Here is a 24,851-nt window from a genome sequence, read left to right as displayed (position 1 = left end):
TATTCAGGCTTTTACGCCGTTAGACTACGCTTGGCAGAGCGAGGGAACGTTGTACTACGACTCGCTGTCTTAGCGCTAAATGATCTATAGTGAAGGTGTTGAAAGTCAAATAAGCTATTAGGGCGTCTAACGCCCATTAAGGAGGAAAGCATGTCATTACGTATTAATGCAGTCGTGCCCGATTTCGAAGCGGAGACGAGCCAAGGGCCGATTCGTTTTCATGACTGGATTGGCGACAGCTGGGCGATCCTGTTTTCGCATCCTAAAGACTTTACCCCGGTTTGCACGACAGAATTCGGTGCCGTCGCGCAGCTGAGCGCAGAGTGGAAGAAACGTGGCACCAAAGTAATCGGTGTTTCCGTGGATGGTGTTGAAGACCACAAACGCTGGGGCAATGACATCCAAACCGTCAGCGGCAGCGAAGTCGATTTTCCGATCATCGCCGACGACGGTCTTACGGTGTCAAAGCTGTATGACATGCTGCCGGAAGATGCCTACCTGCCCGATGGCCGCACGCCAGCAGACAGCGCAACGGTGCGCTCGGTGTTTATTATCGGGCCGGATAAGCAGTTGAAGCTTTCCATGACCTATCCAATGACCGTAGGGCGTAACTTTGCGGAAATCCTACGCGCCCTGGATGCATTGCAAACCACGACGAAACACGGCGTTGCCACCCCAGCTGATTGGACGATAGGTCAGGACGTGATTATTCCGCCTAGCGTTTCTGACGCCGATGCCAAGCAGAAGTATGGCGAGTATGAAACGGTTCTGCCTTACCTGCGTAAGACGCCACTGCGTTAATTGCGTTAGTAGAATAGTGTAAAAAGCGAAAAGCCAGCGCCTATGCGCTGGCTTTTGCATGGGCCATCAAGTGGACTCTATACAATGTTTTTGTCGGGCGTACGTAGGAGTTCGCTGACGGAGAAGCGAAGCAGGAGAGAGTAGTGGTTTGCAGCACTTAGCCGAAAAAGCTAATCGTCTAGCGTTTTGCGGGAAGAGATTCGCGAGGCGGGGTGGTGGTCGCTAATGTTGTGCAACAGATCAAATTGGCGGGCGCAGTGACGGCAATCCCGGCACATCGACAGGTGAAGACGAAGAGCCATCTTTTCACGCAATGTTAATATTTTGTCCTGTTTTAAAGACATCAACCTCGTGGCTTCGCGGCACATAAGCATATCAGGTTCCCCTCAGCTAATTTAACCAACCATGATCCAAGCACTCTCTTAGCCGTAAACGCGCACGGTGTAAGATGACCCAGCAGTTGGTTTCAGTAATGCCGGTTTCCTTACAGATCTCTGTGGTGGAGAGCCCCATGAGTTCACGCAAGGTAAATACGCGTGCGATATTCTCCGGTAAGGCTATCAAGCAGGCATCAAATACTTGCCAAAAACGCTGGTTTTCTAACACCTGCTCAGGCTCTCCCCAGTGGCTGGGGCGGGCAGCGCTTTGCCAGTGACCATCCTGTTGAAATAGACGGTCAAGGGTGTCGTCATCTAAGTCCAGGCCTAACGGTTGCCAAGTACCTTGACGGCGCTGTTGACGCAGTTGATCCAGAATTTTGTATTTTAATATGCCAAATACCCAGGTCTCGAACTCGGAGCGCCCTTCAAAGGTGGCGCTTTTCTCAAAGGCGGTGAGCAGGGTCTCCTGTACAGCATCTTCAGCGGCGGTAGAGTCGCGTAACTGCAAGCGCGCAAAGGCCACTAAGCGGGGTCGTAGCTGGGTAAAGTGGGCGGCGGCGAACGTAGCGGAATGAGGCACGAGAATCCCCTTTTAATGTTCCCAAGGCGCACTACTGACATCGCGCTAATGAAAACCATCGTTATTTATTCATTAGGCATTAATGCGTTAAAGTACGTGTTGATACCACGTTAGACAACAACGTGTCGTTCTCTTTGATGCCTTTCTGAATGCCAACCGAGTTTATGCTGTCCATGGAAAATACGTTGTTATTAGGGTTTTTGGGCAGCTTAATTGCTGGATTGTTGACGGCGGTAGGTGCGCTACCGGTGCTGCTAGGTAAAACGCCTAGCCGTGGCTTTCGTGATTTGGCGTTAGGTTTTGCGGCGGGGGTAATGCTGGCAGCGTCATTCTTTTCGCTGATTATTCCAGCGCTTGACGCTGCGGAAATCTATTATCCCGGTGGCCCCGTGCCTGCCGCGATTGTTTGTGCGGCTATTTTGTTAGGAATGGGCGCGATTGCGCTGCTTAACGAGCATCTGCCCCATGAGCATTTTGCCCAGGGCCGTGAAGGGCCGGAGGCTGCATCGCTTCGCCGGGTGTGGCTGTTTGTGTTTGCGATTACTATCCACAACCTGCCGGAAGGCATGGCAGTGGGCGTTGGCTTTGGGGCCAATGGGTTAGAGGGCGGTATGCCCCTGGCGATCGGTATTGGCTTACAGAACATGCCAGAAGGACTCGCCGTTGCGGTCGCCTTAATGGGCGAGGGCTACTCAAAGTGGCGCTCCTGGTCGATTGCTGCGCTAACCGGCCTAATCGAGCCCGTTGGCGGGCTATTTGGTGCCAGTATTGTCAGCGTTTCCCAAATACTGCTGCCCTGGGGCCTGGCCTTTGCCGCCGGCGCGATGCTGTACGTGATCAGCCACGAAATCATCCCCGAAACCCACCGCTGCGGGCACCAGAAAAAAGCCACCTTTGGCTTGGCGATGGGGCTGGTGATTATGCTGTTCTTGGATGTGTGGCTGGGTTAATTGCGCGTTAACCTATGACATCCGCGCCACCGTGAGGCCCCGTTTGATGGCACAACCGGTGGTCGCTGAGTACGTCAATAATATGGCACTGGCCAACATTGCCCCCCGCACATTGATTGATCATGCGTTTGAGCTCATCGCGTACCGAGGTGAGTCGTGCAAGTCGTGCCTCGACCTCGGCTAGGTGACGCTTCGCTAGCGTGTCTACCTCTTCGCAGGGCATAGTGGGGTAATCCGCCATTTGTAACAGCTCCCGGACTGCCTCCACCGAAAAGCCAAAATCCCGCGCATGGCGAATAAACGTCAAACGGCGGATAGCAGCAGTAGTGTAGCGCCGCTGATTGCCTTCGTTGCGCGGTGCTGAAGGCAGTAGCCCAATCTGTTCGTAGTAGCGCACCGTTTCTGGCTTGCAGCCGGACTCGCGTGCCAGCTCACCAATGCCGATATAACGTTCAGTGGCAGTTGGCTCAGGGGTTTGATCTTTCATTACTTGAACCTCTAGTGACTACAGGTATTACGCTGCTCCTAAGATAGACTAACTTGGAGCAAAGAGCGATGAGTACGACCACACCGGCTAAAACCTCTGCAGTTTCTCCGTCGCCGACCACCCTGCGCGTGCAAGGTATGGACTGCGGTGGCTGCGAACGTAAAGTTGAGGCGGCGCTAAATCGTTTAAACCATGTTGAACATGTTTCCGCGAGTTCTGTCACCGGCTCGGTGCGATTAACCGCACCGCCCGGTAAGACCCTGCCACATTCCGATATTGAGTCAACGATCACGGCTCTGGGCTACCAGGTAATCGATGAGTCGGTGAACACAACTGAATCGGAAAAGTCGTCCTCATGGTGGCAGTCGCCTAAAGGGCGTTTGGTGATTGTCAGTGGTGTATTGCTGGCGCTTGCCTGGGGGCTTAAATTCGCCTGGCCCACCCTGGGCAGTTGGCCGTTCATCGCCGCAACGGTCGTTGGTCTTGTGCCGGTTATTCAGCGTGCTTGGCAGGCGCTTAAGATGGGTAACCCTTTCACCATTGAAATGCTGATGAGCATCGCAGCCCTAGGGGCACTGGCGATAAACGCCGCCGCTGAAGCGGCAGTGGTGGTGTTTCTATTTGCAGTGGGGGAGATGCTGGAAGGCGTTGCCGCCGCTCAGGCGCGCCGCAGTATTTCGGCGCTTTCCAAGCTGACTCCCTCTACTGCGCGGTTGATGGAGCAGGGCGAAGCTCGGGAAGTTGCTGCCGCGTCTCTGGTGCCGGGGCAACGAGTGCAGGTACGCCCTGGCGACCGTCTGCCCTGTGACGGGCAAATTATTGCCGGTCACTCCTCGATTGATGAATCGCCTGTGAATGGTGAGTCGGTGCCACGGGAGCGTAGCGAAGGCGAGTCAGTATTTGCTGGCACCGTCAATCTGGATGGCGTGCTTGAAGTTGAGGTAACCCGCAGCGCTGAAAACAACACCATCGCCCGAGTGATTAAGCTCGTGGAGGAGGCTCAGGCGGCCAAAGCACCAGTGGCGCGTTTTATTGACCGCTTTGCGTTTTACTATATGCCTGCGGTCGTCGGGGTGGCGCTGCTGGTCGCTATCGTACCGCCGCTGGTATCGACGATGCTGTGGTCGGAATCCATCTATCGCGCCCTAGCGCTACTGCTTATTGCTTGCCCCTGTGCGCTGGTGATTTCGACGCCCGCGGCCATTGCAGCCGGGTTATCGGTGGGCGCTCGCAACGGTCTGCTGATGAAAGGCGGTGCGGTATTAGAGCAGTTAGGCAAACTCAAGCGGGTCGCGCTGGATAAAACCGGCACGCTAACCGCGGGCAAACCCACCGTGACGGATGTAGAGAGCCTTGAAGCGGGTAGCCGTCTTGATAAAAGCCGTTGCGCTGAGATAGTGCGTCTTGCTGCCGCTCTGGAGCAGGGCTCGAGCCACCCCCTCGCTGTGGCGATCAGTGACTATTATGACCGGCAGGAGGGGGCTTCGGTACCTACTGTGCAAGGTGCTCGTGCGCTAGCAGGGCAGGGCGTTGCCGGACATGTCGAAGGACGTGAGTTAATGCTGGTGAGCCCGCGCTATTTACAATCTTTCACCCAGCACACCGGTGAGATAAAAGCCCGTATTGCGGCGTTGGAAGCGCAGGGCAAAAGCCTGGCCGTACTGATAGAAATAGGGATAGAAGGAGAGGACGGGATAGAAAGTGAGCGCCTATTAGGACTAATCGCTCTGCGTGATGAACCCCGTGAAGATGCTCGCGAAGGTCTTCAAGCGTTAGAGCGCCTAGGTGTGCAAGCCGTGATGCTCAGCGGTGATAATGCCCGCACCGTGGCGGCCATTGGTGAACAGTTGGGCATTGAAGCAGAAGGCGAGCTGATGCCGGAAGATAAAGCCCAGCGCGTGCGCGAGTGGCAGGCGCAAGGGCTTGGGCCAGTGGGTAAAGTGGGCGATGGTATTAACGATGCACCGGCACTCGCAGCGGCAGAAGTGGGTATTGCCATGGGTAGCGGTACCGATGTGGCGCTTGAAACCGCCGACGCCGCGCTGCTTAAAAACCGCGTAGGTGGGATAGCCGAGATGATCGCACTTTCCCGGGCGACCATGCGCAATGTAAAAACCAACGTGGCCTTGGCGCTTGGCTTCAAGGCGCTGTTTTTGGTCTCTACGGTGCTGGGGATTACAGGGATGTGGGTCGCGGTAATGGCTGACACTGGGGCGACCGTGCTGGTCACCCTCAATGCATTGTACTTATTGCGTTACCGCTTTAATGAAATTGGCTAGAAAGCGATCAGCTAGAAAGAGTCGACTAGTGGCTCTGTACGTACTCAACCAACGCCTGGGCGAAGGAGTCGGTAGAGCCAGTGCCGCCCATATCGGGGGTGACCATATCGCGGCGGGTTTCCAGCACGGTACGGATACCCTGGCGGATGGCGGTGCCTTTCTCTGTCATGCCCAGGTGATCAAGCATTTGTGCTGCGGCGAGCAGCAAGGCGCAGGGGTTAGCGATGTTTTTGCCTTCGATATCCGGCGCTGAGCCATGCACCGCTTCAAAAATCGCTGCTTTTTCGCCGATGTTCGCCCCTGGAGCCAAACCCAAACCGCCGACTAAGCCCGCACAAAGGTCAGAGAGAATATCGCCAAACAGGTTGGTAGTGACCACCACATCAAACTGATGTGGGTTCATTACCAGCTGCATGCAGGCGTTATCGACGATCATCTCTTGGAATTCGATCTCGGGGTACTCTTTGGCAATCTCCCGCGCTACGTCCAGGAACAAACCCGAGCTGGTTTTGATAATGTTGGCTTTGTGTACCGCGGTGACTTTTTTGCGACCGTTGTTTTTGGCCAGCTCAAAGGCGTAGCGCACAATGCGCTCGGAGCCTTTGCGAGTCACTTTGATCACCGAAATGCCAGTATCGCCGTCGTCTATCATCTCCTGGCCGTCGGAAAGATACGCGCCTTCGGTGTTTTCGCGCACGGTGATCATATCAATATCGTCGTAGCGCGAGCGGGTACCGGGGAAGCTAATCGCCGGGCGCACATTGGCATAAAGGTCAAAGTGACGACGTAGCTGCACGTTAATCGAGGAGAAGCCTTTGCCAATCGGCGTGGTTAGCGGGCCCTTCAGCGCAATGCCGTATTTCTCGATGGCATCCAACGACTCCTGGGGAATCAGCGTGCCATGCTTTTCAAGGGCACCTAAGCCAGCATCGATGTGCTGGTAGGTTAAGCCACAATCTAAGGCGTCGAGTACTCGCAGCGTGGCCTCCATAATTTCGGGACCGATACCGTCGCCCTTGATGACTGCAATAGATTGGCTCATGTGCTGCTCCTCTTTGAGCGACAAGTGTGTTGCGTATGCCGCTTCAACGTAAATAGTTGGGACTTGATAAGACATCATTTTCGAGCGTAATGGTACGCCAAATTGAGTCTGGAGGGCACCCTGCAAAGGGTGTAGCACGGGTGCAAAGAGCGCTAATTGCTGCTAGAATGCCGCGGCTTATAGCGCCACGCTTTAACTTTGCGTTCTTCTTACAGCAAGGCATAACGGTAATGATCTTTTCACGTTTATTTCAGAAACTACCTATTTCAGGGCTGATGACTCCGCCCTAGGTTTTCCCCCTCCTCAAGAAAACGTCTGGCCTCGTTAATTGCGTTGTCATGGCGTTGCAGCATGCTACTGTCGGCCGCACCCTAGATTGCTCCAGCACTGACTCATTGGTTTGACGCCGCACGTCTTGTGTGTGCTGATGCGCCGCGTCGAGAGTTTGTAAAATCTTAACCTCCAGCCATGGACTCCCTGAATGTCTCTCTATACCAAGCAAGAGTGGTTTTCCAACATTAAAGGCGACACGCTTTCGGGAATCGTTGTCGCCCTTGCACTGATTCCCGAGGCGATTGCCTTTTCAATTATTGCAGGCGTTGACCCCAAAGTTGGTCTTTACGCTTCCTTCTGTATCGCGGTGGTCATTGCGTTCACGGGGGGGCGCCCTGGCATGATTTCGGCGGCGACGGGGGCTATGGCGTTACTGATGGTGACGCTGGTGAGAGAGCATGGGCTTGAATACCTGCTGGCCGCCACGCTGTTGACTGGTGTATTCCAGATTATTGCGGGTTACCTGAAACTCGCGGATTTGATGCGCTTCGTGTCACGCTCAGTGGTGACGGGGTTCGTTAATGCGCTGGCGATTTTGATTTTCATGGCACAGCTACCGGAGTTGACCGATGTGACTTGGCATGTCTATGCCATGACGTTGGCCGGATTGGGCATTATCTACCTGTTCCCCTATTTACCTGTCATCGGTAAGTCCATCCCCTCACCTCTGGTCTGTATTGTGGTGCTTACCGCGGTCTATATGATCAGCGGTATGGATATCCGCAGCGTCGGTGATATGGGGGAACTGCCTGATACGCTGCCTGTATTCCTGTGGCCAAGTGTGCCGCTGAACCTGGAAACGCTATGGATCATTCTACCTTACGCGATGATGCTAACCGTGGTCGGTCTGCTTGAGTCTATGATGACTGCCACCATTGTCGATGATCTGACCGATACGCCAAGTAATAAAAACCGCGAGTGCAAAGGGCAGGGAATTGCCAATATTGGCTCTGGACTACTGGGTGGCATGGCGGGCTGCGCCATGATCGGCCAATCGGTGATTAACATTAAGTCCGGTGGTCGTACGCGGTTATCGGCGCTGATTGCTGGCGTGGTGCTATTAATGTTGGTGGTTTTTTTAGCAGACTTGGTCTCGCAGATCCCTATGGCGGCGCTGGTGGCGGTAATGATTATGGTGTCGATCGGTACCTTTAGCTGGGAGTCGATTCGTGATCTTAAAAAGCATCCGATAAGCACCAATATTGTCATGCTGGCAACAGTTGCAGTTACCGTCAGTACACATAACTTAGCGATTGGTGTTTTTGTAGGCGTGCTGCTAGCAGCGCTATTCTTTGCTAATAAAGTGGGCAACATTCTCTACGTTGGTTCAAAAGAAGTGGAAGTCGGTAAGCAGCGTGAATATCAGGTGGTCGGCCAAGTGTTCTTCGCCTCTTCTGAGCGTTTCACGGCCGCTTTTGATCTTAAGGAAAGTATCGAGAAAGTGACGATTGATCTTTCTCGTGCGCATTTTTGGGATGTGACGGCCGTGCAGGCGCTGGATCGCGTGGTGATTAAATTCCGCCGTGAAGGTACCGAGGTAGAGCTTGTGGGCTTGAGCGAGGCCAGTGCGACGGTCGTGGATCGCTATGCGGTACACAACGACCCCGAAGCGGTTGAAAAGCTGATGGGCGGCCACTAACCAACGCAAGGAGAGCGACATGACAGATCAAGTATTAGCCGCTATTGACGGCTCCCAGTTTTCTGAAGGCGTCTGCGATTATGCTGCCTGGGCAAGCTTGGCTATGGATGCACCGTTAACCTTTGTGCATGTGGTCGACAACCACTCAGCAGTACCCGAAGAGCAGAACCTTTCCGGCAACCTGCGTTTCGGTGCCCGCGAAAGGCTGATGAAAGAGCTTTCCGAGCTTGATGAGCAGCGCGCTAAAGTGAATCGCGAGCATGGCAAGCTCATGCTGGAAGCAGCTAAAGAGCGCGCTATCGATGATGGAGTCAGCAACCCCACCACGCGCCAACGCAATGGCACCCTGGTGGAAAGCTTGTTAGAGCTTGAGGAAGACATACGGTTGCTGGTGGTGGGTAAGCGCGGTGAAACCGCCCACCAGGCCAGTGGCCACCTTGGCTCTAACCTTGAACGGGTGGCGCGTGAATTGCACCGTCCGATCCTAATGGTGCCGAAAACCTTCAAGCGACCTGAAAAGATATTGATGGCCTTTGACGGCAGCAAAACCGCCCGTAAAGGCGTCGAGATGCTGGCTCGTTCGCCGCTTTTTGCTGGCACTGAGTGCCATGTGCTGATCGTGGGTGCGGAAACGGCTGAACGCCGTTCCGAGCTTGAGTGGGCGTTAGGCATATTGCGCGATGCGGGCCACCAAGCCGAAGGCGCCATTCGTGCAGGCGAGGTAGATGAAGCCCTGCAAGCTCACGAAAAAGAGCATGGTATTGACCTGCTGGTGATGGGCGCTTATGGGCACTCGCGTATTCGCCACTTGCTGGTAGGTAGCACCACAACGGCTATGCTACGTGGTAGCCGCATACCGGTGCTGATTTTGCGCTAGGGCTCAATAAGCTAAAACTCAAAAAAAGCAGCAGCGCATAACCGTTTAGCTCGCTGTGCGTATTACCTTCGCAGCCGGCCCTCTTTCTTGAGTGAGCCGGCTTTTTAGTCTCTGCAGTGCATAAATGATCTCCATCAAATGATGCTAATGTTGCCATGCGCTTCTATGCTAGTAGTCAGGTTGTAACCTATTCACCCACTGGAATAGCGTAAGGAGCCTGCTGTGAACATGCCTATGTTGGAAAAAAAGCCTGTTGGCTTCGACGAAGCCTCTACTTCCCACCGTTTTGTTGCTGAGCTACTGGCCCAAGCCGATATTCATTTCGACGGGCACCGCCCCTGGGATATCCAATTGAATGCCCCCGGCGTTATTGATAGCGCTCTTTCGCGAGGCAATCTTGGGTTTGGCGAAAGCTACATGAAGGGGGACTGGAACGCCGATCGGCTTGATGAGCTGTTTTACCGCTTAATGCGTGCCCAGCTCGGGCAGCGTATCAAGCCCACTCAATTGATTTATCACTCTCTGCGTTCGCGCCTGCTGAATCGGCAAACGGTGAAGCGTGCCTGGGAAGTGGGCGAAAAGCATTACGATCTGGGTAATGACTTCTACGCGGCCATGCTCGATCAGCGCATGACCTACACCTGCGGCTACTGGAAAGATGCCAAAACCCTGGACGAGGCCCAGGAAGCCAAGCTCGATCTCGTCTGCCGTAAATTGCAATTAAAGCCAGGCATGCGCGTGCTGGATATTGGCTGCGGCTGGGGAAGCTTCATGGCCTACGCGGCTGAGCACTATGGTGTTGAGTGCGTGGGCCTGACTATCTCCAAAGAGCAAGCGGAGTTTGGGCAACGATTGATCAAAAAGGGCTTGCCGGTAGAGTTTCGACTGCAGGATTACCGCAATGAAAGCGAGCAGTTTGACCGTATTGTCAGCATCGGCATGTTTGAGCATGTGGGGCATAAAAATTATCGCGAGTATATGAACGTGGTTAACCGCTGCTTAAAGGATGACGGCCTGTTTTTGCTACATACCATCGGCAAAAACTTAAGCAACACGGTGACTGACCCCTGGATTGATAAATATATTTTCCCCAATGGCGAACTGCCCACCTTGGGGCAAATAGCTGATGCCGCCGAAGCACTGTTTGTGGTGGAGGATGTGCATAACTTTGGGGCTGATTACGACCGTACTCTGATGGCATGGCACAATAATTTCGAGAGGCACTGGCCCACATTCGAAAGCCAGTATGGCGAGCGTTTCTATCGCATGTGGCGCTACTACCTGCTGAGTTGCGCCGGTGCTTTCCGAGCCAGAGAAATTCATCTTTGGCAACTGGTGATGAGTAAGCAGGGGGTACTGGGCGGTTATTCCCGCGTTAGCTAATCGCTATCTAACACAAGCTAGGGATCTGGCAGTAGCTTATTGGGCACCCAGCGTAAGAGTGTCACCATACCAAATAGCTCTACCAGTGATTGAAACACCACCACCACAACCGCCGCCTGCCAAGCGCTGGGTAGCGTCAGGGCGATGGGCAACATCATAAAAGAGTTACGTGTACCAAAGCTAAACGCTAGCGTTCTAGCGCTGGCGGTGGGTAGCTTAAACAACTTGCCAAGCCCCTTACCCAATAGAGCTGCAAAGAGTAAAAAACCAATAAAAATAAACACCACCTGAACCAACACTTGGCTAAGGCCGAACACAGTGTTGACCTGGGAAGCGGCGATCATAAACACCACTAAGGCCAGTAAGGGCACTGGCAGTATTTCCAGGTAATACACGGTGCGTTTAACTGTCTTGTGACGCTGGGCTATGTACTCGGTTAACCAGGCGAGTGCTAAAGGCGTGAGAATAAGCCCTGCAAAAGCGCTCAATAGTTCTTTAGAGAGCGTTAGCTGAAACCACTCACTGCCCAGGAACAGCCACAAATAAACGGGTAACGCGACTAACTGCACCAGCAGCAGTAGTGGGGCGGCGGCAACGGCCCGAGCGCTATCGCCCTTGCCTAAATGCGTGAAGGTGATAAACCAATCGGTGCAGGGCACCAGCAGTACCAGTAAAACGCCTGCCAGCACGGCGGGGGAGAGTGGTAGCCAAATAACGGTAAGGGCTAAAAAGGCTGGAATGGCAATAAAATTACCGACCATCAACGCGGCCATAAAGCGTGTGTCAGCGAAGCTTCGGGCAATATGCAGCAAAGGAATTTGCGTAAAGGTGGCGTAAAGCAGCACCGCTAACAGCGGCCATAAAAAATGCGCTAGCGGCTCAGCGAATTGCGGTGCTCTGATGCCTAACGTTAGGCCTAAGCCAATGAAAATCAGGTAGAGCCAAGACTGATGCTTTTCCATCTGATCGCGCATGCTGGCACATCCTGTCGCTAACGGTTTTGCAATCGGGGCTGTTTTGCTAACGAAAAAGCGCCATGCGCTCACCCACCACGGCAGCGCCCAGCCAAAGGGGAAGGCTAACCACAATGTAAACCAGCGCAATCCCCGGGCGGTCTAACTGCACCAGATGTAGCGTCTCTAAGCTAAATAGCGAAAAGGTGGTAAAACCGCCGCAAAAACCGGCCACCAATAATGGCTGAAAACGCGCTAGCTGGCTGTGGGGGGAGCGCGAGAGGGTGGCGGCCAACCAACCGATTAAGCACGAACCCAGTACGTTAACAATGAGTGTTCCCCAGGGGAAATAGCCCCCTAGTGCTGCCTGGGATAATAGCGAAACGCCGTAGCGCAGCGCGCTGCCCACGCCGCTACCGACACCTACCGCAAGGTAAGCCTTCCAGGCGCTCATAAGGTCGCTCCTGACAGAGAAGCCCCTGATAACAACCAGCCCAGGGTGACCATGACTAAACCAAGCAGCAGCGTGGTGCCCACATTAATGCCTGCGCGGAGTTGCTGGCCGCCCTGCCATAGCTCAATGGTCTGCAAGCTAAAAGAGGAGACAGTGGTGTAGCCACCTAACACACCTCCGATGGTGAACAGCCATACAGAAGAGGGGGCGCTAGCGATACCTAGGCTGCCGAGCAGCCAGCCCGCTAGAAAGGCTCCGCTGGCGTTAACCGCCAGGGTTCCCCAGGGGAAGGCCTTGCCGAGATAGCGGGCGAGTAGATTTGAAACCGCAAATCGTCCCATCCCGCCCAGCGCGCCGCCTAGTGCGACTAACAGTACGCTTGTTAAGCCATGCCCCATGCTTTCCTCCGAGTCGCCAACTTCAATAGGCCGCTAAGTTTAGCATGTGCGTTTTATAGCGTCCGAAGCACGTAAGAACGTTTTAGGGTGTCGTGGGGTAATGAGTTCGTGTAGAAAAGGGTGAGAATATAAAAATAATGTTGATGCTCAAGGAGAAGTACCTCATGTCAGATCGCGTGTTGGCAGCTATTGATAGTTCTCAGTTTTCAGAAGGCGTGTGTGATTATGCGACTTGGGCCGCCCAAGCCCTGGATGCTCCGCTCAGTTTTATTCATACCGTGGATAACCATGCCCAGGTAGCCGAGCCGGATTTAACCGGTAACCTGGGACTAGGTACTAGAGAGCACCTGCTGGAAAAGCTGTCAGCTATTGAAGAGCAGCATGCCAAAGTCTCCCGCGAGCGGGGCCGCCTGCTACTCGACGCCGCCAAGGAGCGCGCGGCCAACGCCGGTATTGCCGACCCGCAGTGTTTGCAGCGCAACGGCACTCTGGTGGAAACCCTGGTCGAGAATGAAAAAGATGTAAGGCTGTTAGTGGTAGGCAAGCGGGGCGAGACGGCGCACCAAGCCAGTGGTCATTTAGGTTCCAACCTAGAGCGCGTGGTGCGGGAAATGCATCGCCCGATTCTCATGGTGCCGAAAGAGTTTACTCAACCGCACAATGTGATGATGGCGTTTGACGGCAGTAAAACGGCTCGTAGAGGCGTGGAAATGCTGGCCAAAAGCCCGCTGTTTGAGGGCGCTACCTGCCACGTGGTGATTGTGGGCGCGGAAACCGCTGAAAACCGCTCGCAGCTGAGCTGGGCGCTGGAAACCTTACGCGAGGCCAGGCACACCGCCGAAGGGGCGATACGCGCGGGCGAGGTGGAAGAGACGCTGCGTACCTATAAGCAAGAGCATGATATCGACATGCTGGTGATGGGCGCCTACGGCCACTCGCGGATCCGTCACCTGCTGGTCGGCAGTACTACCACCACAATGTTGCGTAATGCCCAGTTGCCGGTGCTGATTTTGCGCTGATTTCTGCACTTTTATGGCTCAGCCGGGATAGTGGAGGTTTCCCGCAGTACACGCTGAGCCAGTAGCCAACCGGCGATGATAAACACCAGCATGCCCAACAGAAGCGCATGGAACGGAGCGCCTGCGCTAAGGGCTAACCCCAGTACGGCGGGCGCGACGCCGGTGGAGAACACCATGGCAGCGCTAAGAGCGGAGCGAACCCTCCCTAGGTGCTCAGCTCCCCATAGCTTGATCAGCAGACCCGATGCAATTAGCTCTTGCGCGCCCATGGCCAAGCCGCCCCCTACCATCAATGCCCAAATGCTGATATGCCCGCCAATGGTGAGTGCCATCACCATGGCAAAGGCGTAGGGGAGTAGGTAAAGGCGGGCTAGCTTTACGGGGCCCAGTTTATCCACCCAGCGGCCTCCTAATAAGGCCCCCGGCAGTTTGGCGATTCCCATGCCGGTCAGCGCCAGGGCGTAAACCGCCAGGGAGCTCTCCAGAGACTCCGTTAATTGCGCTTGATAGATAAACAGCCCCGTCATGGTGATGGGGAGGGCCATTAATAGTGGCATTAGCAGCCAAAAGCGTTTTTCGCGAAAGGGACGAGGGCCATGGGGCGTCTGCCTGGTTGGTTTAACGCCCGGTGCGTCGGGCCAAGGTGCTTTTAACAGTAGCCACAGCCAAGGCAAGGCGATGACGCCACACAGTAGCCACCAGAAGGTTTGCCAACTGCTCCAGATAAGCGCAGCCGCCACTAACGGGGGCAGCAGCGCTTCTCCCAGCGGTATCCCTAGGTTAGCCAGGCCAATGGCACGGCCGCGCATGGTGGAAAACTCTCGGGCAGCGAGGGTGTTACCCAAATGGGTCAACATGCCCTGGCCGCATAGCCGCACTATGCCAAGGCCGACTATCCCCAGCCACCACCAGGGCGATAAGGTAAGCAGTACAACGCCGGTTAACAGCAGTGACAAGACGATTGCCGCAAAGCGCTGTGGGTTAATCCAGTCGATGGAGGGCCCAAAGCGCAGCATGCAGAAACCCGCTATCAGGGTAACCACGGCATAGGCGGTGCCAAACTGGCCGACGCTAAGACCCAGGTGGTCTGAAAGGGGCGCTTGAAAAAGACCAATAAAGTAGCTCTGCCCAAGGCTTGAGCTAAACATCGCTAGAAAAGCGATACTGAGTACGCTGCGGTGATCGCGCAGCAGGGTGCGATAGCCCATCGTAACGTTCCCTTCGCGATCAAATAATTAGTAGGTTAACGATTGTTGGTAAATGATTGTAGGCTAGTGGGAGGTGCAGATGAATCACCCTGAGGTGGATATAGTCGTTATCCGTGAGAAATTACTTGCTCTTGACGCCACGCTCCGCGAGGAGAGCGCCAGCAGTGAAGAGTCCCGGGATACGGTGATGCTGGATCAAACGTCGGTAGGTCGGCTGTCGCGTATGGATGCAATGCAAGGGCAAGCGATGGCCAAAGCAGGCGAGCAGCGACGTCAGCTAAAGCTGAAGCAGATTGCCGCTGCCCTGCAACGCATTGAGAGTGAAAGCTTTGGTGAGTGTATAGAGTGCGGCGAATGGATTGGGGCCAAACGCCTCACCTGGGACCCATTAGTGCTGAAGTGTATTGAGTGTGCTGATTAGACCCTGCTCCTTAGAGCCAAGCCGTTTACGCTTCGGCGGCAGCTTCTTGCTGCTGCTCAGTTGTCTGACCAGGATTAATCGTTGCGTTAATACCTGACAACAGTGCCTTGAGCGATGCACTCACGGTGTCGCTATCTTCGGCCACTGCGCAAAGCCGTTGGCCATCGATATTGAGCTGAACGAAGGCGATGGCATTGGCTTCACTGCTGGCACCCAGCGAATGCTCGCTGTAATCGATAATCCCTACACTGCTGCCGGAGTGGCGTTGCCACGCATCGGTAAATGCCGACATCGCGCCGTTGCCCTTGCCAGAAAGGCGCAGCGTTTCGTCACCCTGTTTCAGTGTCAGCTCAATGCCTTCCTGCTGGCCTTTGGAGAGCTGATAATCCACAAGAGATAGGGGCGCTTCCTGGGTGAAATTGTCGAACATCACCTGGCGAATCATTTCACTGGAGAGTTCGCTGGCGCGCCGCTCGCTCTCTTGCTGAACAAAGGGGGCCAAAGCCAGCATCATCCAGCGCGGCAGGTTAATGCCGTAATCCCGCTCAAGCAGGAAAGCCATACCGCCCTTGCCGGACTGACTATTGACGCGAATTACCGCCTGATAATCGCGGCCGATATCATGGGGGTCGATGGGCAGATAAGCCACTTGCCAAGGCTCGTCGGGTTTTTGGTGCTTGAGGGATTTACGAATCGCATCCTGGTGGCTGCCCGAGAAAGCGGTGTAGACCATCTCGCCCACCCAGGGGTGACGCGGGTGTATAGCGATACCGGTGCACTCGTTGACCACCTGAATGATTTCATCAGGGTTGGATAGATCCAGTTCAGGATCGATGCCCTGGCTGTAGAGATTCATCGCCAGGGTGACGATATCCATATTGCCCGTGCGCTCGCCATTGCCCAGCAGGGTGCCTTCTACCCGCTCGGCGCCGGCCAGCAGGGCGAGTTCAGCAGAGGCTACCGCACCACCGCGGTCATTGTGGGTGTGCACCGAGATAATCACGCTGTCGCGGCGGCTAATGTGCTGGCAAAAGTACTCAATCTGATCGGCGTGATGGTGCGGCCCGGCCACTTCCACCGTGGTGGGCAGGTTGAGAATGCATTTATTCTCTGGCGTCGGCTGCCACACATCCATCACCGCTTCGCAGATTTCCAGCGAAAAATCGATCTCGGTGCTGGAGAAACTTTCCGGGGTGTACTCGAAACACCACTCAATCTCGGGGTATTGGTCGGCGTAGGTTTTGACCCAGGTGGCCCCTTGTACCGCAATATCGACAATCCCGGCACGATCCATCTCAAACACCCGCTCGCGCTGAATGGTGGAGGTGGAATTATATAGGTGAACAATGGCGCGCTTGGCACCCACCAGCGAGGCAAAGGTCTTCTCAATCAGGTGTTCACGGCACTGCACTAGTACCGCTATGGTGACGTCATCGGGAATTTGATTCTCTTCGATCAGCCAACGCACGAAGTCGTAGTCGGGCTGGCTGGCCGAAGGAAAGCCTACCATGACTTCTTTAATGCCCACTTTAACGATCTGCTGCCAGAAGCGTTGCTTTTGCTCAACGGTCATCGGCTCAAGCAGCGCCTGATTGCCGTCGCGTAGGTCTTCGCTCACCCAGATCGGGGCATGATCCAGGTCACGATCTGGCCATTGGCGATTGAAGGCAGGTACGCGGGGCGCAGGGCGATATTTGCGATGATCAAAAGCAGACATGGTGAGTTTCCTAAAGGCGGTGAGTTGTTAAAAGCGGCCGCTTGTGGCGTATGCCGCATTGCTGCAGTGCCAGGGTGAGGCACTTTAAGGGGCTGCTTGTGGCAATGACTCTTGTGGTACTGAGCTATCTCTTACTGGACTATCTTTTACTAGCTATCTCGTACTTGACATAGTGTATGCGGAGAGCGACGAAAGGTTATTGCGAAAATGTAGTGTTATCGCCAATAATTGACATTAAATATCGCATAATTCGCTTTTATTGGTAGGAGCTGCTTTCTATGGCCGTAATGCCGCTGTCGCTTGATCGATTTGATCGCCATATTCTGGATATTGTGCAGCAGGAGGGGCGCATCAGTAATCAGGAGTTGGCTGATCGAATCGGGCTTTCGCCTTCGCCCTGCTTGCGCCGGGTGCGGGCTCTGGAGGAGCACGGCCTAATACTGCGCTACCGTGCGGAGGTCGATTCCCGCCAACTGGGCTATCAGTTAATGGCGCTGCTGCATATTTCCATGGATCAGCATACGCCGGAGCGCTTCGATAATTTTGAGCGCCATATTCGTGAGATACCCAACGTTATCGAGTGCCTGATCATTACCGGTCAGGCGGCGGATTTTCAGCTCAAAATCCTGGTGCGGGACATGGATGACTACCAACACCTGCTGTTGCATGTGATTAACCGCATCGAGGGTGTTACCGGCGCGCATACCAGCTTTGTGCTGCGGCGGGTCTTTGAGCATCGGCCGGTACCTACGGATCGGCTTTGATAAGAAGGCATAGTCAAGGGTAAGCCAAGCGGTTTAGACTGCTTTTCTTAAACCCACTAGGAGTTTTCCCTATGACCATTCAACGCCACGATACAAAAGCCCGCATGAGCCGTGCGGTGATTCACCAGGGCGTGGCCTATTTGTGCGGCCAAGTGGCTGGCCCGGAGGCCCGCGAGGGCGACATTACTGCCCAAACGGAAAGCATGCTGGCGCGGGTGGATGCGCTACTGAAAGAGATTGGTTCAAGCCGTGAGCAGCTGCTTAGCGCGACGATCTACCTGAAAGAGGGCAGTGACTTTGCCGCTATGAACGGGGTATGGGATGCCTGGATGCCCGCAGGCTACGCACCGGCGCGCACCTGCGTCTGCGCGCCCATGCCCGCCGATGAGCTTAAAGTGGAAATTACGGTGACTGCCGCAGTGAGCTAACTGCTTTCTATTCGCTACTCACCATTCACCCTTCACTATTTTCCATTCACTTGCTATTTATCATTCACTTACCGGGCTTTTCTACCGGAAAGCGGGTGTCGCGCAGGCTGTCTTTGATTTTCTTGAGGTGGGGTAAGAAGTCTTCACCACGCCTCAAGGTTACCCCAGTGGCCAGCGCATCAATCAGCGTTAATTGAATTACCCGCGAGGTCATCGGCATGTAGTGGTCGGTGTCTTCGGGGGTAGCGACATCCAGGGTGGCGGTGCATTCGTTGGCCAGTGGCGAGTTTGGCGCGGTTATACCAAGAACGACGGCCCCTGCATCCCTCGCCAAACGGGCGATATCCACCAGCTCCCGGGTGCGCCCGGTGTAGGAGATAATCACCACCACATCCCCCGTATGGCAAGCGGCGGCGACCATACGCTGCATCAGCACATCAATGTAGGCCATCACCGGCAGGTTGAAGCGGAAGAACTTGTGCTGGGCATCCTGGGCCACCGCGCCAGAGGCACCCAAGCCAAAAATATGGATCTGCTTGGCCTGGGTAAGGTAGTCGACCATGCGCTCGACAGCACCCATATCGATGTCGCGCTGGGCTTCATCGAGGGCGGCGATGGTGGCGCCAAAGATTTTGTGGGTGTACTGGGTGGCGGAGTCGCCAGGCTCCACTGCACGGGTCACATAGGGTGTGCCGCCAGCTAAGCTCTGGGCCAATTTGATTTTAAAATCGGGATACCCCTTGGCGCCAAAGTTACGGCAAAACCGGTTAACCGTGGGTTCGCTGACGCTAGCTGCCTGGGCCAGGCTGGCAATGCTTAGGCTGGTGGCGACCGTTGGGTCTTCAAGAATTACATTGGCGACTTTACGCTCCGATCGGTTGAGTTCTTCTAAACGTTCGCGTAAGCGGTCAAGTAAGTCATGAGCCATTAACGGTCTCCGTGTCGTGTATGGAAAGCAGCAAATTTCCTATGCTTACAAAAGTTTTCCCACGAGTTTCAGTAAGCTGTTGCAAATGCTCAGGGCAGTTTCTGCTGTGCTTACGTGGGCTTTGTAGATAATTCCAACGTAGAGCGTATGTGAAATATATCATAAGGGCATTGTGAAAATTTGTTATTAGCAAACGATCATCAGTTCTTAAGCTTTAACCGACTCCTAACAATTTCATTAACCAGCGCCGATAAGGTGGATAAAGCAAGTGGCTCGAGGTGCGTTTTGATTGATAAAAAACGCTGCGTAAGTGGCTAAAACGCTCAAAGCCGTGACGGCCATGGTAGGCGCCCATGCCACTCTCGCCGACGCCGCCAAAGGGCAGTGAAGGAACGGCGTGATGAAGAAGCGTGGCATTAAACACCAGTGCGCCAGAGCGTGTCGTTTGCAGCAACTGCTGCTGTAAGCCCTTATCATGTGTGAAGGCATACAGTGCCAGCGGGTGAGGGCGGGCATTCACATAACGTATTGCGGCCGACATATCGCTAATGCCAATTACCGGTAGGCAGCGGCCAAAAATCTCTTCGCGCATCACCTGTAGCCCCTGGTGGGGGTCGATAATCAGCGCTGGGGCATGAGTGCCGTGATCGATGACTCTGCAGCCGTGGTCTTGGGCTTCTTGCAGCATGGCATCTAGCCGCTGCTGGTGGGCCGCGTTAATCGCGTGGGTGGCCGCATGATCGTCGGGGCGCTGCCGTTGAATAGCCTCGCTCAACGCTTTAACCAAGGCATTAATATGGCGGCTCTCAACCAGCACGTAGTCGGGGGCGATACAGGTTTGCCCGCCGTTCATGCCTTTTCCAAAAATAATATCTGCTGCCGCTTTGTCGAAATCCGCATCGCCTGCCACGATGGCGGGCGACTTGCCGCCCAGTTCAAGCGTCGTTGGGGTCAAATTCGCCGCGGCTGCTTGGGCCACTTGCCGACCTACCGCGCTGGAGCCGGTGAACACTAGGTGATCGAACGGCAAACTGCTAAAACGACGCGCCACCTCTACATCGCCTTCTACTACCTTGAGTTCTTCAGGGGTGAAGTATTGCGGCACCAGTCGCTGCAGTAGGGCGCTGGTAGCGGGGGAGTGCTCGCTGGGTTTAAGCATCACCACATTGCCCGCAGCAAATGCATCCACTATCGGCATTAGCGCCAAACTCCAGGGGTAATTCCAGGGTGACATCACGCCGACAACGCCCAGCGGCTGCGGCGCGATGCGTGCCCGGGCAGGCATCAATCGCCACGGCATGCTGACCGACCAAGGGCGCATCCAGCGCCATAGATGCAGTCTGGCATGGCGAATGGCGTGGAGCACCGCGCTGATTTCAGCCATGCGTATTTCCACCTCACTGCGCTGACCAAAATCCGTTTGAATCGCGCGGATAATCTCAAGCTGGTGATGCTTGGTCATACGCGCGAGGCGGGCCAGCCGGTCACGACGCACCGTTAGCGTCGGGTAGGGCATTTGATCGACAGCGTGGCGCTGCGTTTGAAAGTCACCCGTCATATCGCGCGTCATGGACTCTCCTCATATGCCGTTACCGGCGTGGCGTTAACGTTAAATACTGCAGTTCAATAGCCGTATCTGCTTTCGTTGGCATAGCCCGATGGCATAGCTCGTTGATTTAGCCAGTTGATTTAGACATCGGTGTAGATGGTTAGTGTAAACGGTTTATATAAACAGTTAGTGTAAAGTGACCTTTTAGCCCCCACACGTTCGGGAAGGTGCTATGCCGTTACCCCCACTATCGATCACCATTCTACCCACCATTGAGGCCATTACGGCAAGCCAGTGGGATTCACTGGTCGATAATGATCAACCCTTTTTGCGTCACGCGTTTTTACACGCCCTGGAGGCAAGCGGCTCGGTCAGTGAGGCCACGGGCTGGGAACCATGCCATCTGAGTGTATGGCAAGGCGAGCAGTTGGTAGCGGCGCTGCCGATGTACCGCAAGTACCACTCTTACGGTGAGTATGTGTTTGATTGGGGTTGGGCGGAAGCGCTAGAGCGTGCCGGTGGTCGCTACTATCCAAAAGCCCTCAGTGCGGTACCTTTTACGCCAGTGCCTGGCGCGCGCACGTTAATCGCCAAGAATGTCGATGCCCGCGCCGTCCGTGGGCTGCTGGCCGACGCCTGGCGCGAGCAGTGTGAAAGTCTCGGTCTGTCTAGCTGGCACTTGCTATTTGCCGACGAGGCCGATGTCACCGCCTGGCAGGCGCAGTGTCCTGAGCTTATTACGCGTGAAGGCGTACAGTTTCAGTGGCGCGATCGCGGCTTCGGCGATTTTGAGGGCTTTCTAGCCAGCATGACATCGAAACGGCGCAAGATGATCAAGCGCGAGCGTCGCTTGGTCGCCGAGCAGGGGCTACAGGTAGCGCACCTTGAGGGTGATGCAATTACATCAGCGGACATGGTGCATTTCTATCGCTGCTATGCAATTACCTACCATGAGCGCGGCAGGCCGCCTTACTTAAACTATGACTTTTTTGAGCGCCTGCGCCAAACCATGCCAGAGGCGCTGGTGCTGGTGCAGGCTTACGTTGAAGGGCGCCCGGTGGCGTCAGCGCTCTATTTTCGTGGCAGTAGCACGCTCTATGGGCGCTACTGGGGGAGTGAAGTCGTCGCCGATTGCCTGCATTTTGAGGCATGTTACTACCAAGGTATCGAGTACTGTTTGCAGCGCGGCTTAACGCTGTTTGATCCGGGCACCCAGGGCGAGCACAAGCTGGTACGCGGGTTTGAGCCCCAGCGTGTGCGCTCGCTGCACTATATTAGCCACCCTGGGCTTGCCGCAGGTGTTGCCCAGTTTTGTCATGAAGAAGGCGAGCATGTCAGCGCCTACCGCGATGCGGCCCATCAAGCGCTGCCATTTAAGTAGTTATTTAAGCTGTCATTATAACGACGTGCGGCTCGCTGGTGCTGCCCCTTAATGGCATAATGCGCGCCGATAAGCACTCTTTAGTGTATCAACGCCGCTTTTGATCAAACCAGGGCTTTGAATAAAATCCAGTCGATATTTCCAAGGAGTGCCGTGATGCGTAAATGGTTAGTGATGACATTGCTCGCTGTCTTGGCGCTGCTTCAGTACGAGCTGTGGTTAGGCAACGGTGGCTGGCACGATTTGCAGCAAGTGGAGCAGCGGGTCGCGGTGCAAGAGGCGGCCAATGTGCCCATGCGCGAGCGCAATGCGCGGCTGGCGGCCGAAGTGACGGATTTAAAAAACGGTTTAGACGCCATTGAGGAGCGGGCACGTAGCGATATGGGCATGGTGCGCACCGACGAGCAGTTCTTCTGGGTGCCTGGTGTAGCGATTGAGAAGGAGCTTATCGGTATTAATGCAGGTCTGGTCGCTCCCCAGGAGCCGCCACAGTGAGCCAAACCTGGTTAATTGTGCCCGCGGCGGGTCAAGGGCGCCGTATGGGGGCCGATAAGCCCAAACAGTACTTAACCTTGGCCGATGAGCAGCCGGTGTTGGCGCATACTTTGGCACGCCTTCATAGCGCCTTTCCTAGCGCTCGCTTGGTGCTCTGTTTAGATGCCGACGACCGCTGGTTCTCGCCCCGCTGGGTGCCTTTTACTGACTGGCAGCGCGTGACCGGGGGCGATGAGCGAATGGACAGCGTCTTAAATGCCCTGCACGCGATGGCCGCCGATGATAATGACGTAGTGATGGTGCATGATGTGGCCCGCCCCTGTATTACCGTGAGCGATCTCCAGGCGCTGTACCAAGCCGCCGCGACCCACCCCGCAGGCGCGCTTTTGGCGATGCCGGTGGCGGATACCATGAAGCGTGCCGATGATCAGTGCCAAAGCGCGCGAACCGAACCGCGGGATGACTTGTGGCACGCGCTAACGCCCCAAGGGTTTCGCTATGCGCTACTTCGGCGAGCCTTAGAAACCGCCCGCCAGCAACGAACCTTGGTAACCGATGAAGCCTCGGCGGTTGAAGCCTTGGGCGAATGCCCACAGTTGGTAAGCGGACGGCGCGACAACCTGAAAATTACCCACCCGGATGACTTGGCGCTGGCAGCCGCGATTATGGCGGCACAAACCGTTAACACGCCTGACAGGCTTTAATCACTAGGAGCTTATAATGCGTATCGGCCACGGATTCGATGTACACCGTTTCGGCCCCGGCGATCATTTAATGATCGGCGGCGTTAAGCTGCCGTTTGAACACGGCTTTGTGGCCCACTCCGACGGCGATGTGCTGCTTCACGCGATTAGTGATGCACTGTTGGGCGCCTGTGCGCTGGGCGATATTGGCCGCCACTTCCCCGATACTGACCCGGCGTGGGCGGGGGCTGATAGTCGCGAGCTGCTGCGTCATGTAGTCACGCTGACTCAAGGTCAAGGCTATGGGGTGGTCAATATCGACGCCACGCTAATGGCTCAAGCACCTAAAATGGCACCGCATATCGAGGCAATGCGAGAAGTCATTGCTGCCGATCTAGGCGTCGCGCTTGGTCAAGTCAACGTTAAAGCCACCACCACCGAACGATTAGGTTTCACCGGGCGCGGTGAAGGTATCGCCGCGGAGGCGGTGGTGCTGCTTAACCGTGCTGAGGCGCTTAATGATTAATATGCCTGAGTGGCAGCGCTGTCTCGATGCTCAATTTGGCTCTCCCAAACCGGGCCAGTACCGTGCCCAGCCGGAAGATTTTTGGGTCGATGAGCAGCTGGATTTCACCCCTGAAGCACACGGGGAACATTTGTGGCTGCGAGTTGAAAAGCGCAATCAAACCACGTTAGATGTCGTCAATACATTAAGTCGGCTTTGTGGCGTAACGCCCCGTGATATCGGTTACTCTGGCATGAAAGACCGCATTGCCGTCACGCGCCAGTGGCTGAGCGTGCATCTGCCCGGCCGCGACGCGCCCACGGAGCTTGAGCAGTCGCTTAATGCGCTGGGGATCACTGTCGTTGAGCAGGCGCGCCACCCACGTAAGCTGAAGCGTGGCGTTCACCGCACTAACCGTTTTGTATTGCGCCTTAGCGGTGAGGCCATTGAAAGCGAAGATTTTGTCAGCCGCTGGGAAGCCCTTTGTCAGCATGGCGTGCCTAACTATTTTGGCCCCCAGCGCTTTGGGCCCGAAGGACGTAATCTTCAGCGTGCCGAAGCATTACTTAACCGAGGTTGGCGAAAACGCGACGATCGCCAGGGTATGATGCTCTCCACTGCGCGCAGTTTTTTGTTTAACGAACTGCTCAGCGCGCGCATTGCGGATGGCACCTGGTCGCAGCCGCTGGCGGGAGACACGTTGATGCTGGACGGCACCCAAAGTGTGTTTCGTATCGACGCCTCCGACCATACGCTTCAGGCCCGCGCCGCTGAACTGGATGTGCATCCCACTGGGGTGCTTTGGGGCGTTGGTGAAGCTGACCAGGGCGACGCCGCTGGCTATGAAGCCCGTTTGCTGGAGCACTACCCTGGGCTATGCAGTGGCTTACAACGCAGCGGAGTAAAGCAGGCACGCCGTGCACTTCGTATGCGGCTGCTGGAACCCCAGTATGCTTGGGAGTCAGGTGCTGTCCGGCTTTCGTTTTCGCTGCCGCGGGGCAGCTTTGCCACCGCTGTGCTGGGTGAGCTGATGTTAGCGAACTGATTTAGCTATTAGATTTGAGATTAGCATACAGAAAAGTTAGTAAAAGAGAGGGATATGAGCGGCCGCGTTTCGTGCATATGCTTTTGCGCTCACGTCTCTTGTGGCTATCACTCTTGGCTTACGACTCTTGTGCTTATAACTTTTGTGGTTAA

26 protein-coding genes are annotated in these 24,851 nt (G+C 55.2%); 15 read left to right on the top strand and 11 right to left on the bottom strand.

Annotation, left to right across the window (positions count from 1 at the left end):
- Nucleotides 1–150 precede the first annotated feature (150 nt).
- A complete protein-coding gene (locus YERSI8AC_RS17815) occupies nucleotides 151–801 on the top strand; it encodes a peroxiredoxin (RefSeq protein ID WP_022522333.1) in 651 nt (216 codons plus the stop codon).
- A 170-nt stretch (nucleotides 802–971) separates the two neighbouring features.
- Here the strand turns inward: YERSI8AC_RS17815 and YERSI8AC_RS17810 are convergent, their stop codons facing one another.
- Both YERSI8AC_RS17810 and YERSI8AC_RS17805 read right to left on the bottom strand, forming a co-directional pair.
- On the bottom strand, nucleotides 972–1,169 hold the full coding sequence (locus tag YERSI8AC_RS17810) for a zf-HC2 domain-containing protein (protein ID WP_223828130.1): 198 nt from the start codon (nucleotides 1,167–1,169) through the stop codon (nucleotides 972–974).
- 22 nt (nucleotides 1,170–1,191) lie between these two features.
- Nucleotides 1,192–1,761, bottom strand: a complete 570-nt coding sequence (locus tag YERSI8AC_RS17805; RefSeq protein ID WP_022522334.1) for a sigma-70 family RNA polymerase sigma factor — start codon at nucleotides 1,759–1,761, stop codon at nucleotides 1,192–1,194.
- 173 nt (nucleotides 1,762–1,934) lie between these two features.
- Between YERSI8AC_RS17805 and YERSI8AC_RS17800 the strand changes: the two genes are divergently transcribed.
- Nucleotides 1,935–2,711 (top strand): ZIP family metal transporter, encoded by a 777-nt coding sequence (locus tag YERSI8AC_RS17800; RefSeq protein ID WP_039859457.1) that lies wholly within the window; start codon nucleotides 1,935–1,937, stop codon nucleotides 2,709–2,711.
- Between the two features lie 7 nt (nucleotides 2,712–2,718).
- On the opposite strand, the gene YERSI8AC_RS17795 is transcribed toward YERSI8AC_RS17800, so the two are convergent.
- A complete protein-coding gene (locus YERSI8AC_RS17795) occupies nucleotides 2,719–3,198 on the bottom strand; it encodes a MerR family transcriptional regulator (RefSeq protein WP_022522335.1) in 480 nt (159 codons plus the stop codon).
- Nucleotides 3,199–3,266: 68 nt separating this feature from the next.
- Between YERSI8AC_RS17795 and YERSI8AC_RS17790 the strand changes: the two genes are divergently transcribed.
- Nucleotides 3,267–5,477, top strand: a complete 2,211-nt coding sequence (locus YERSI8AC_RS17790; protein ID WP_159177248.1) for a heavy metal translocating P-type ATPase — start codon at nucleotides 3,267–3,269, stop codon at nucleotides 5,475–5,477.
- 25 nt (nucleotides 5,478–5,502) lie between these two features.
- On the opposite strand, the gene YERSI8AC_RS17785 is transcribed toward YERSI8AC_RS17790, so the two are convergent.
- The gene (locus YERSI8AC_RS17785; protein WP_009287343.1) at nucleotides 5,503–6,519 is read right to left on the bottom strand and encodes an isocitrate dehydrogenase; all 1,017 of its coding nucleotides are present in this window, start codon (nucleotides 6,517–6,519) and stop codon (nucleotides 5,503–5,505) included.
- Nucleotides 6,520–7,000: 481 nt separating this feature from the next.
- Here YERSI8AC_RS17785 and YERSI8AC_RS17780 point away from each other — a divergent pair, with 481 nt between their 5' ends.
- The 3 genes from YERSI8AC_RS17780 to cfa all read left to right on the top strand — a co-directional run bounded on the left by YERSI8AC_RS17780 (nucleotide 7,001) and on the right by cfa (nucleotide 10,751).
- The gene (locus YERSI8AC_RS17780; protein ID WP_022522338.1) at nucleotides 7,001–8,491 is read left to right on the top strand and encodes a SulP family inorganic anion transporter; all 1,491 of its coding nucleotides are present in this window, start codon (nucleotides 7,001–7,003) and stop codon (nucleotides 8,489–8,491) included.
- A gap of 19 nt (nucleotides 8,492–8,510) precedes the next feature.
- Complete coding sequence (locus YERSI8AC_RS17775) at nucleotides 8,511–9,368, top strand: universal stress protein (protein ID WP_159177247.1); 858 nt, start codon at nucleotides 8,511–8,513, stop codon at nucleotides 9,366–9,368.
- 222 nt (nucleotides 9,369–9,590) lie between these two features.
- A complete protein-coding gene (cfa, locus tag YERSI8AC_RS17770) occupies nucleotides 9,591–10,751 on the top strand; it encodes a cyclopropane fatty acyl phospholipid synthase (RefSeq protein ID WP_009287341.1) in 1,161 nt (386 codons plus the stop codon).
- Between the two features lie 17 nt (nucleotides 10,752–10,768).
- Here cfa and YERSI8AC_RS17765 read toward each other — a convergent pair whose 3' ends face one another.
- Genes YERSI8AC_RS17765 through YERSI8AC_RS17755 form a run of 3 tightly spaced genes read right to left on the bottom strand, consistent with a single transcriptional unit; the run spans nucleotide 10,769 to nucleotide 12,556 of the window.
- Nucleotides 10,769–11,725 carry an arsenic resistance protein gene (locus YERSI8AC_RS17765; RefSeq protein ID WP_022522340.1) on the bottom strand — a complete coding sequence of 319 codons (957 nt, stop codon included), beginning with the start codon at nucleotides 11,723–11,725 and terminating at the stop codon, nucleotides 10,769–10,771.
- Between the two features lie 46 nt (nucleotides 11,726–11,771).
- Complete coding sequence (gene crcB / locus YERSI8AC_RS17760; protein WP_022522341.1) at nucleotides 11,772–12,158, bottom strand: fluoride efflux transporter CrcB; 387 nt, start codon at nucleotides 12,156–12,158, stop codon at nucleotides 11,772–11,774.
- Nucleotides 12,155–12,556 carry a fluoride efflux transporter FluC gene (locus YERSI8AC_RS17755; protein ID WP_022522342.1) on the bottom strand — a complete coding sequence of 134 codons (402 nt, stop codon included), beginning with the start codon at nucleotides 12,554–12,556 and terminating at the stop codon, nucleotides 12,155–12,157. The genes crcB and YERSI8AC_RS17755 overlap by 4 nt, the downstream gene beginning before the upstream one ends.
- Before the next feature lie 164 nt (nucleotides 12,557–12,720).
- Between YERSI8AC_RS17755 and YERSI8AC_RS17750 the strand changes: the two genes are divergently transcribed.
- The gene (locus tag YERSI8AC_RS17750; RefSeq protein ID WP_159177246.1) at nucleotides 12,721–13,575 is read left to right on the top strand and encodes a universal stress protein; all 855 of its coding nucleotides are present in this window, start codon (nucleotides 12,721–12,723) and stop codon (nucleotides 13,573–13,575) included.
- A gap of 11 nt (nucleotides 13,576–13,586) precedes the next feature.
- Here YERSI8AC_RS17750 and YERSI8AC_RS17745 read toward each other — a convergent pair whose 3' ends face one another.
- Nucleotides 13,587–14,783: an MFS transporter gene (locus YERSI8AC_RS17745; RefSeq protein ID WP_141440744.1), complete on the bottom strand. Its 1,197-nt coding sequence runs from the start codon at nucleotides 14,781–14,783 to the stop codon at nucleotides 13,587–13,589.
- Nucleotides 14,784–14,862: 79 nt separating this feature from the next.
- Between YERSI8AC_RS17745 and YERSI8AC_RS17740 the strand changes: the two genes are divergently transcribed.
- Entirely contained in the window at nucleotides 14,863–15,204 is a 342-nt protein-coding gene (locus YERSI8AC_RS17740) for a TraR/DksA family transcriptional regulator (RefSeq protein WP_027958037.1), read from the top strand.
- A gap of 25 nt (nucleotides 15,205–15,229) precedes the next feature.
- Here the strand turns inward: YERSI8AC_RS17740 and YERSI8AC_RS17735 are convergent, their stop codons facing one another.
- A complete protein-coding gene (locus YERSI8AC_RS17735; protein ID WP_009287338.1) occupies nucleotides 15,230–16,921 on the bottom strand; it encodes a 2-isopropylmalate synthase in 1,692 nt (563 codons plus the stop codon).
- A 278-nt stretch (nucleotides 16,922–17,199) separates the two neighbouring features.
- Between YERSI8AC_RS17735 and YERSI8AC_RS17730 the strand changes: the two genes are divergently transcribed.
- Together YERSI8AC_RS17730 and YERSI8AC_RS17725 are read left to right on the top strand one after the other, a co-directional pair.
- Nucleotides 17,200–17,685: an Lrp/AsnC family transcriptional regulator gene (locus YERSI8AC_RS17730; RefSeq protein WP_022522347.1), complete on the top strand. Its 486-nt coding sequence runs from the start codon at nucleotides 17,200–17,202 to the stop codon at nucleotides 17,683–17,685.
- 71 nt (nucleotides 17,686–17,756) lie between these two features.
- Entirely contained in the window at nucleotides 17,757–18,113 is a 357-nt protein-coding gene (locus YERSI8AC_RS17725) for a RidA family protein (protein WP_022522349.1), read from the top strand.
- A 64-nt stretch (nucleotides 18,114–18,177) separates the two neighbouring features.
- Here YERSI8AC_RS17725 and YERSI8AC_RS17720 read toward each other — a convergent pair whose 3' ends face one another.
- Nucleotides 18,178–19,041: a MurR/RpiR family transcriptional regulator gene (locus tag YERSI8AC_RS17720; protein WP_009287337.1), complete on the bottom strand. Its 864-nt coding sequence runs from the start codon at nucleotides 19,039–19,041 to the stop codon at nucleotides 18,178–18,180.
- Nucleotides 19,042–19,255: 214 nt separating this feature from the next.
- Nucleotides 19,256–20,611 (bottom strand): aldehyde dehydrogenase family protein, encoded by a 1,356-nt coding sequence (locus tag YERSI8AC_RS17715; RefSeq protein WP_022522350.1) that lies wholly within the window; start codon nucleotides 20,609–20,611, stop codon nucleotides 19,256–19,258.
- Between the two features lie 211 nt (nucleotides 20,612–20,822).
- Between YERSI8AC_RS17715 and YERSI8AC_RS17710 the strand changes: the two genes are divergently transcribed.
- The 5 genes from YERSI8AC_RS17710 (at nucleotide 20,823) to truD (ending at nucleotide 24,699) form a co-directional block, all read left to right on the top strand.
- The gene (locus YERSI8AC_RS17710; protein WP_159177245.1) at nucleotides 20,823–21,971 is read left to right on the top strand and encodes a GNAT family N-acetyltransferase; all 1,149 of its coding nucleotides are present in this window, start codon (nucleotides 20,823–20,825) and stop codon (nucleotides 21,969–21,971) included.
- A gap of 156 nt (nucleotides 21,972–22,127) precedes the next feature.
- Nucleotides 22,128–22,466, top strand: coding sequence for a cell division protein FtsB (gene ftsB, locus YERSI8AC_RS17705; protein ID WP_022522352.1), 339 nt, complete (start codon nucleotides 22,128–22,130; stop codon nucleotides 22,464–22,466).
- Nucleotides 22,463–23,170 (top strand): 2-C-methyl-D-erythritol 4-phosphate cytidylyltransferase, encoded by a 708-nt coding sequence (ispD, locus tag YERSI8AC_RS17700; RefSeq protein ID WP_159177244.1) that lies wholly within the window; start codon nucleotides 22,463–22,465, stop codon nucleotides 23,168–23,170. Before ftsB ends, ispD begins: the two co-directional genes overlap by 4 nt.
- 16 nt (nucleotides 23,171–23,186) lie before the next feature.
- The gene (gene ispF, locus YERSI8AC_RS17695) at nucleotides 23,187–23,675 is read left to right on the top strand and encodes a 2-C-methyl-D-erythritol 2,4-cyclodiphosphate synthase (protein WP_022522354.1); all 489 of its coding nucleotides are present in this window, start codon (nucleotides 23,187–23,189) and stop codon (nucleotides 23,673–23,675) included.
- Entirely contained in the window at nucleotides 23,668–24,699 is a 1,032-nt protein-coding gene (truD, locus tag YERSI8AC_RS17690) for a tRNA pseudouridine(13) synthase TruD (protein WP_027958032.1), read from the top strand. Before ispF ends, truD begins: the two co-directional genes overlap by 8 nt.
- Nucleotides 24,700–24,851 lie beyond the last annotated feature (152 nt).

Origin of the sequence: Halomonas sp. 113, assembly GCF_904067645.1 — a bacterium.
Classification (GTDB): domain Bacteria; phylum Pseudomonadota; class Gammaproteobacteria; order Pseudomonadales; family Halomonadaceae; genus Vreelandella; species Vreelandella titanicae.
This window is presented reverse-complemented; position numbering and strand designations above follow the sequence as displayed.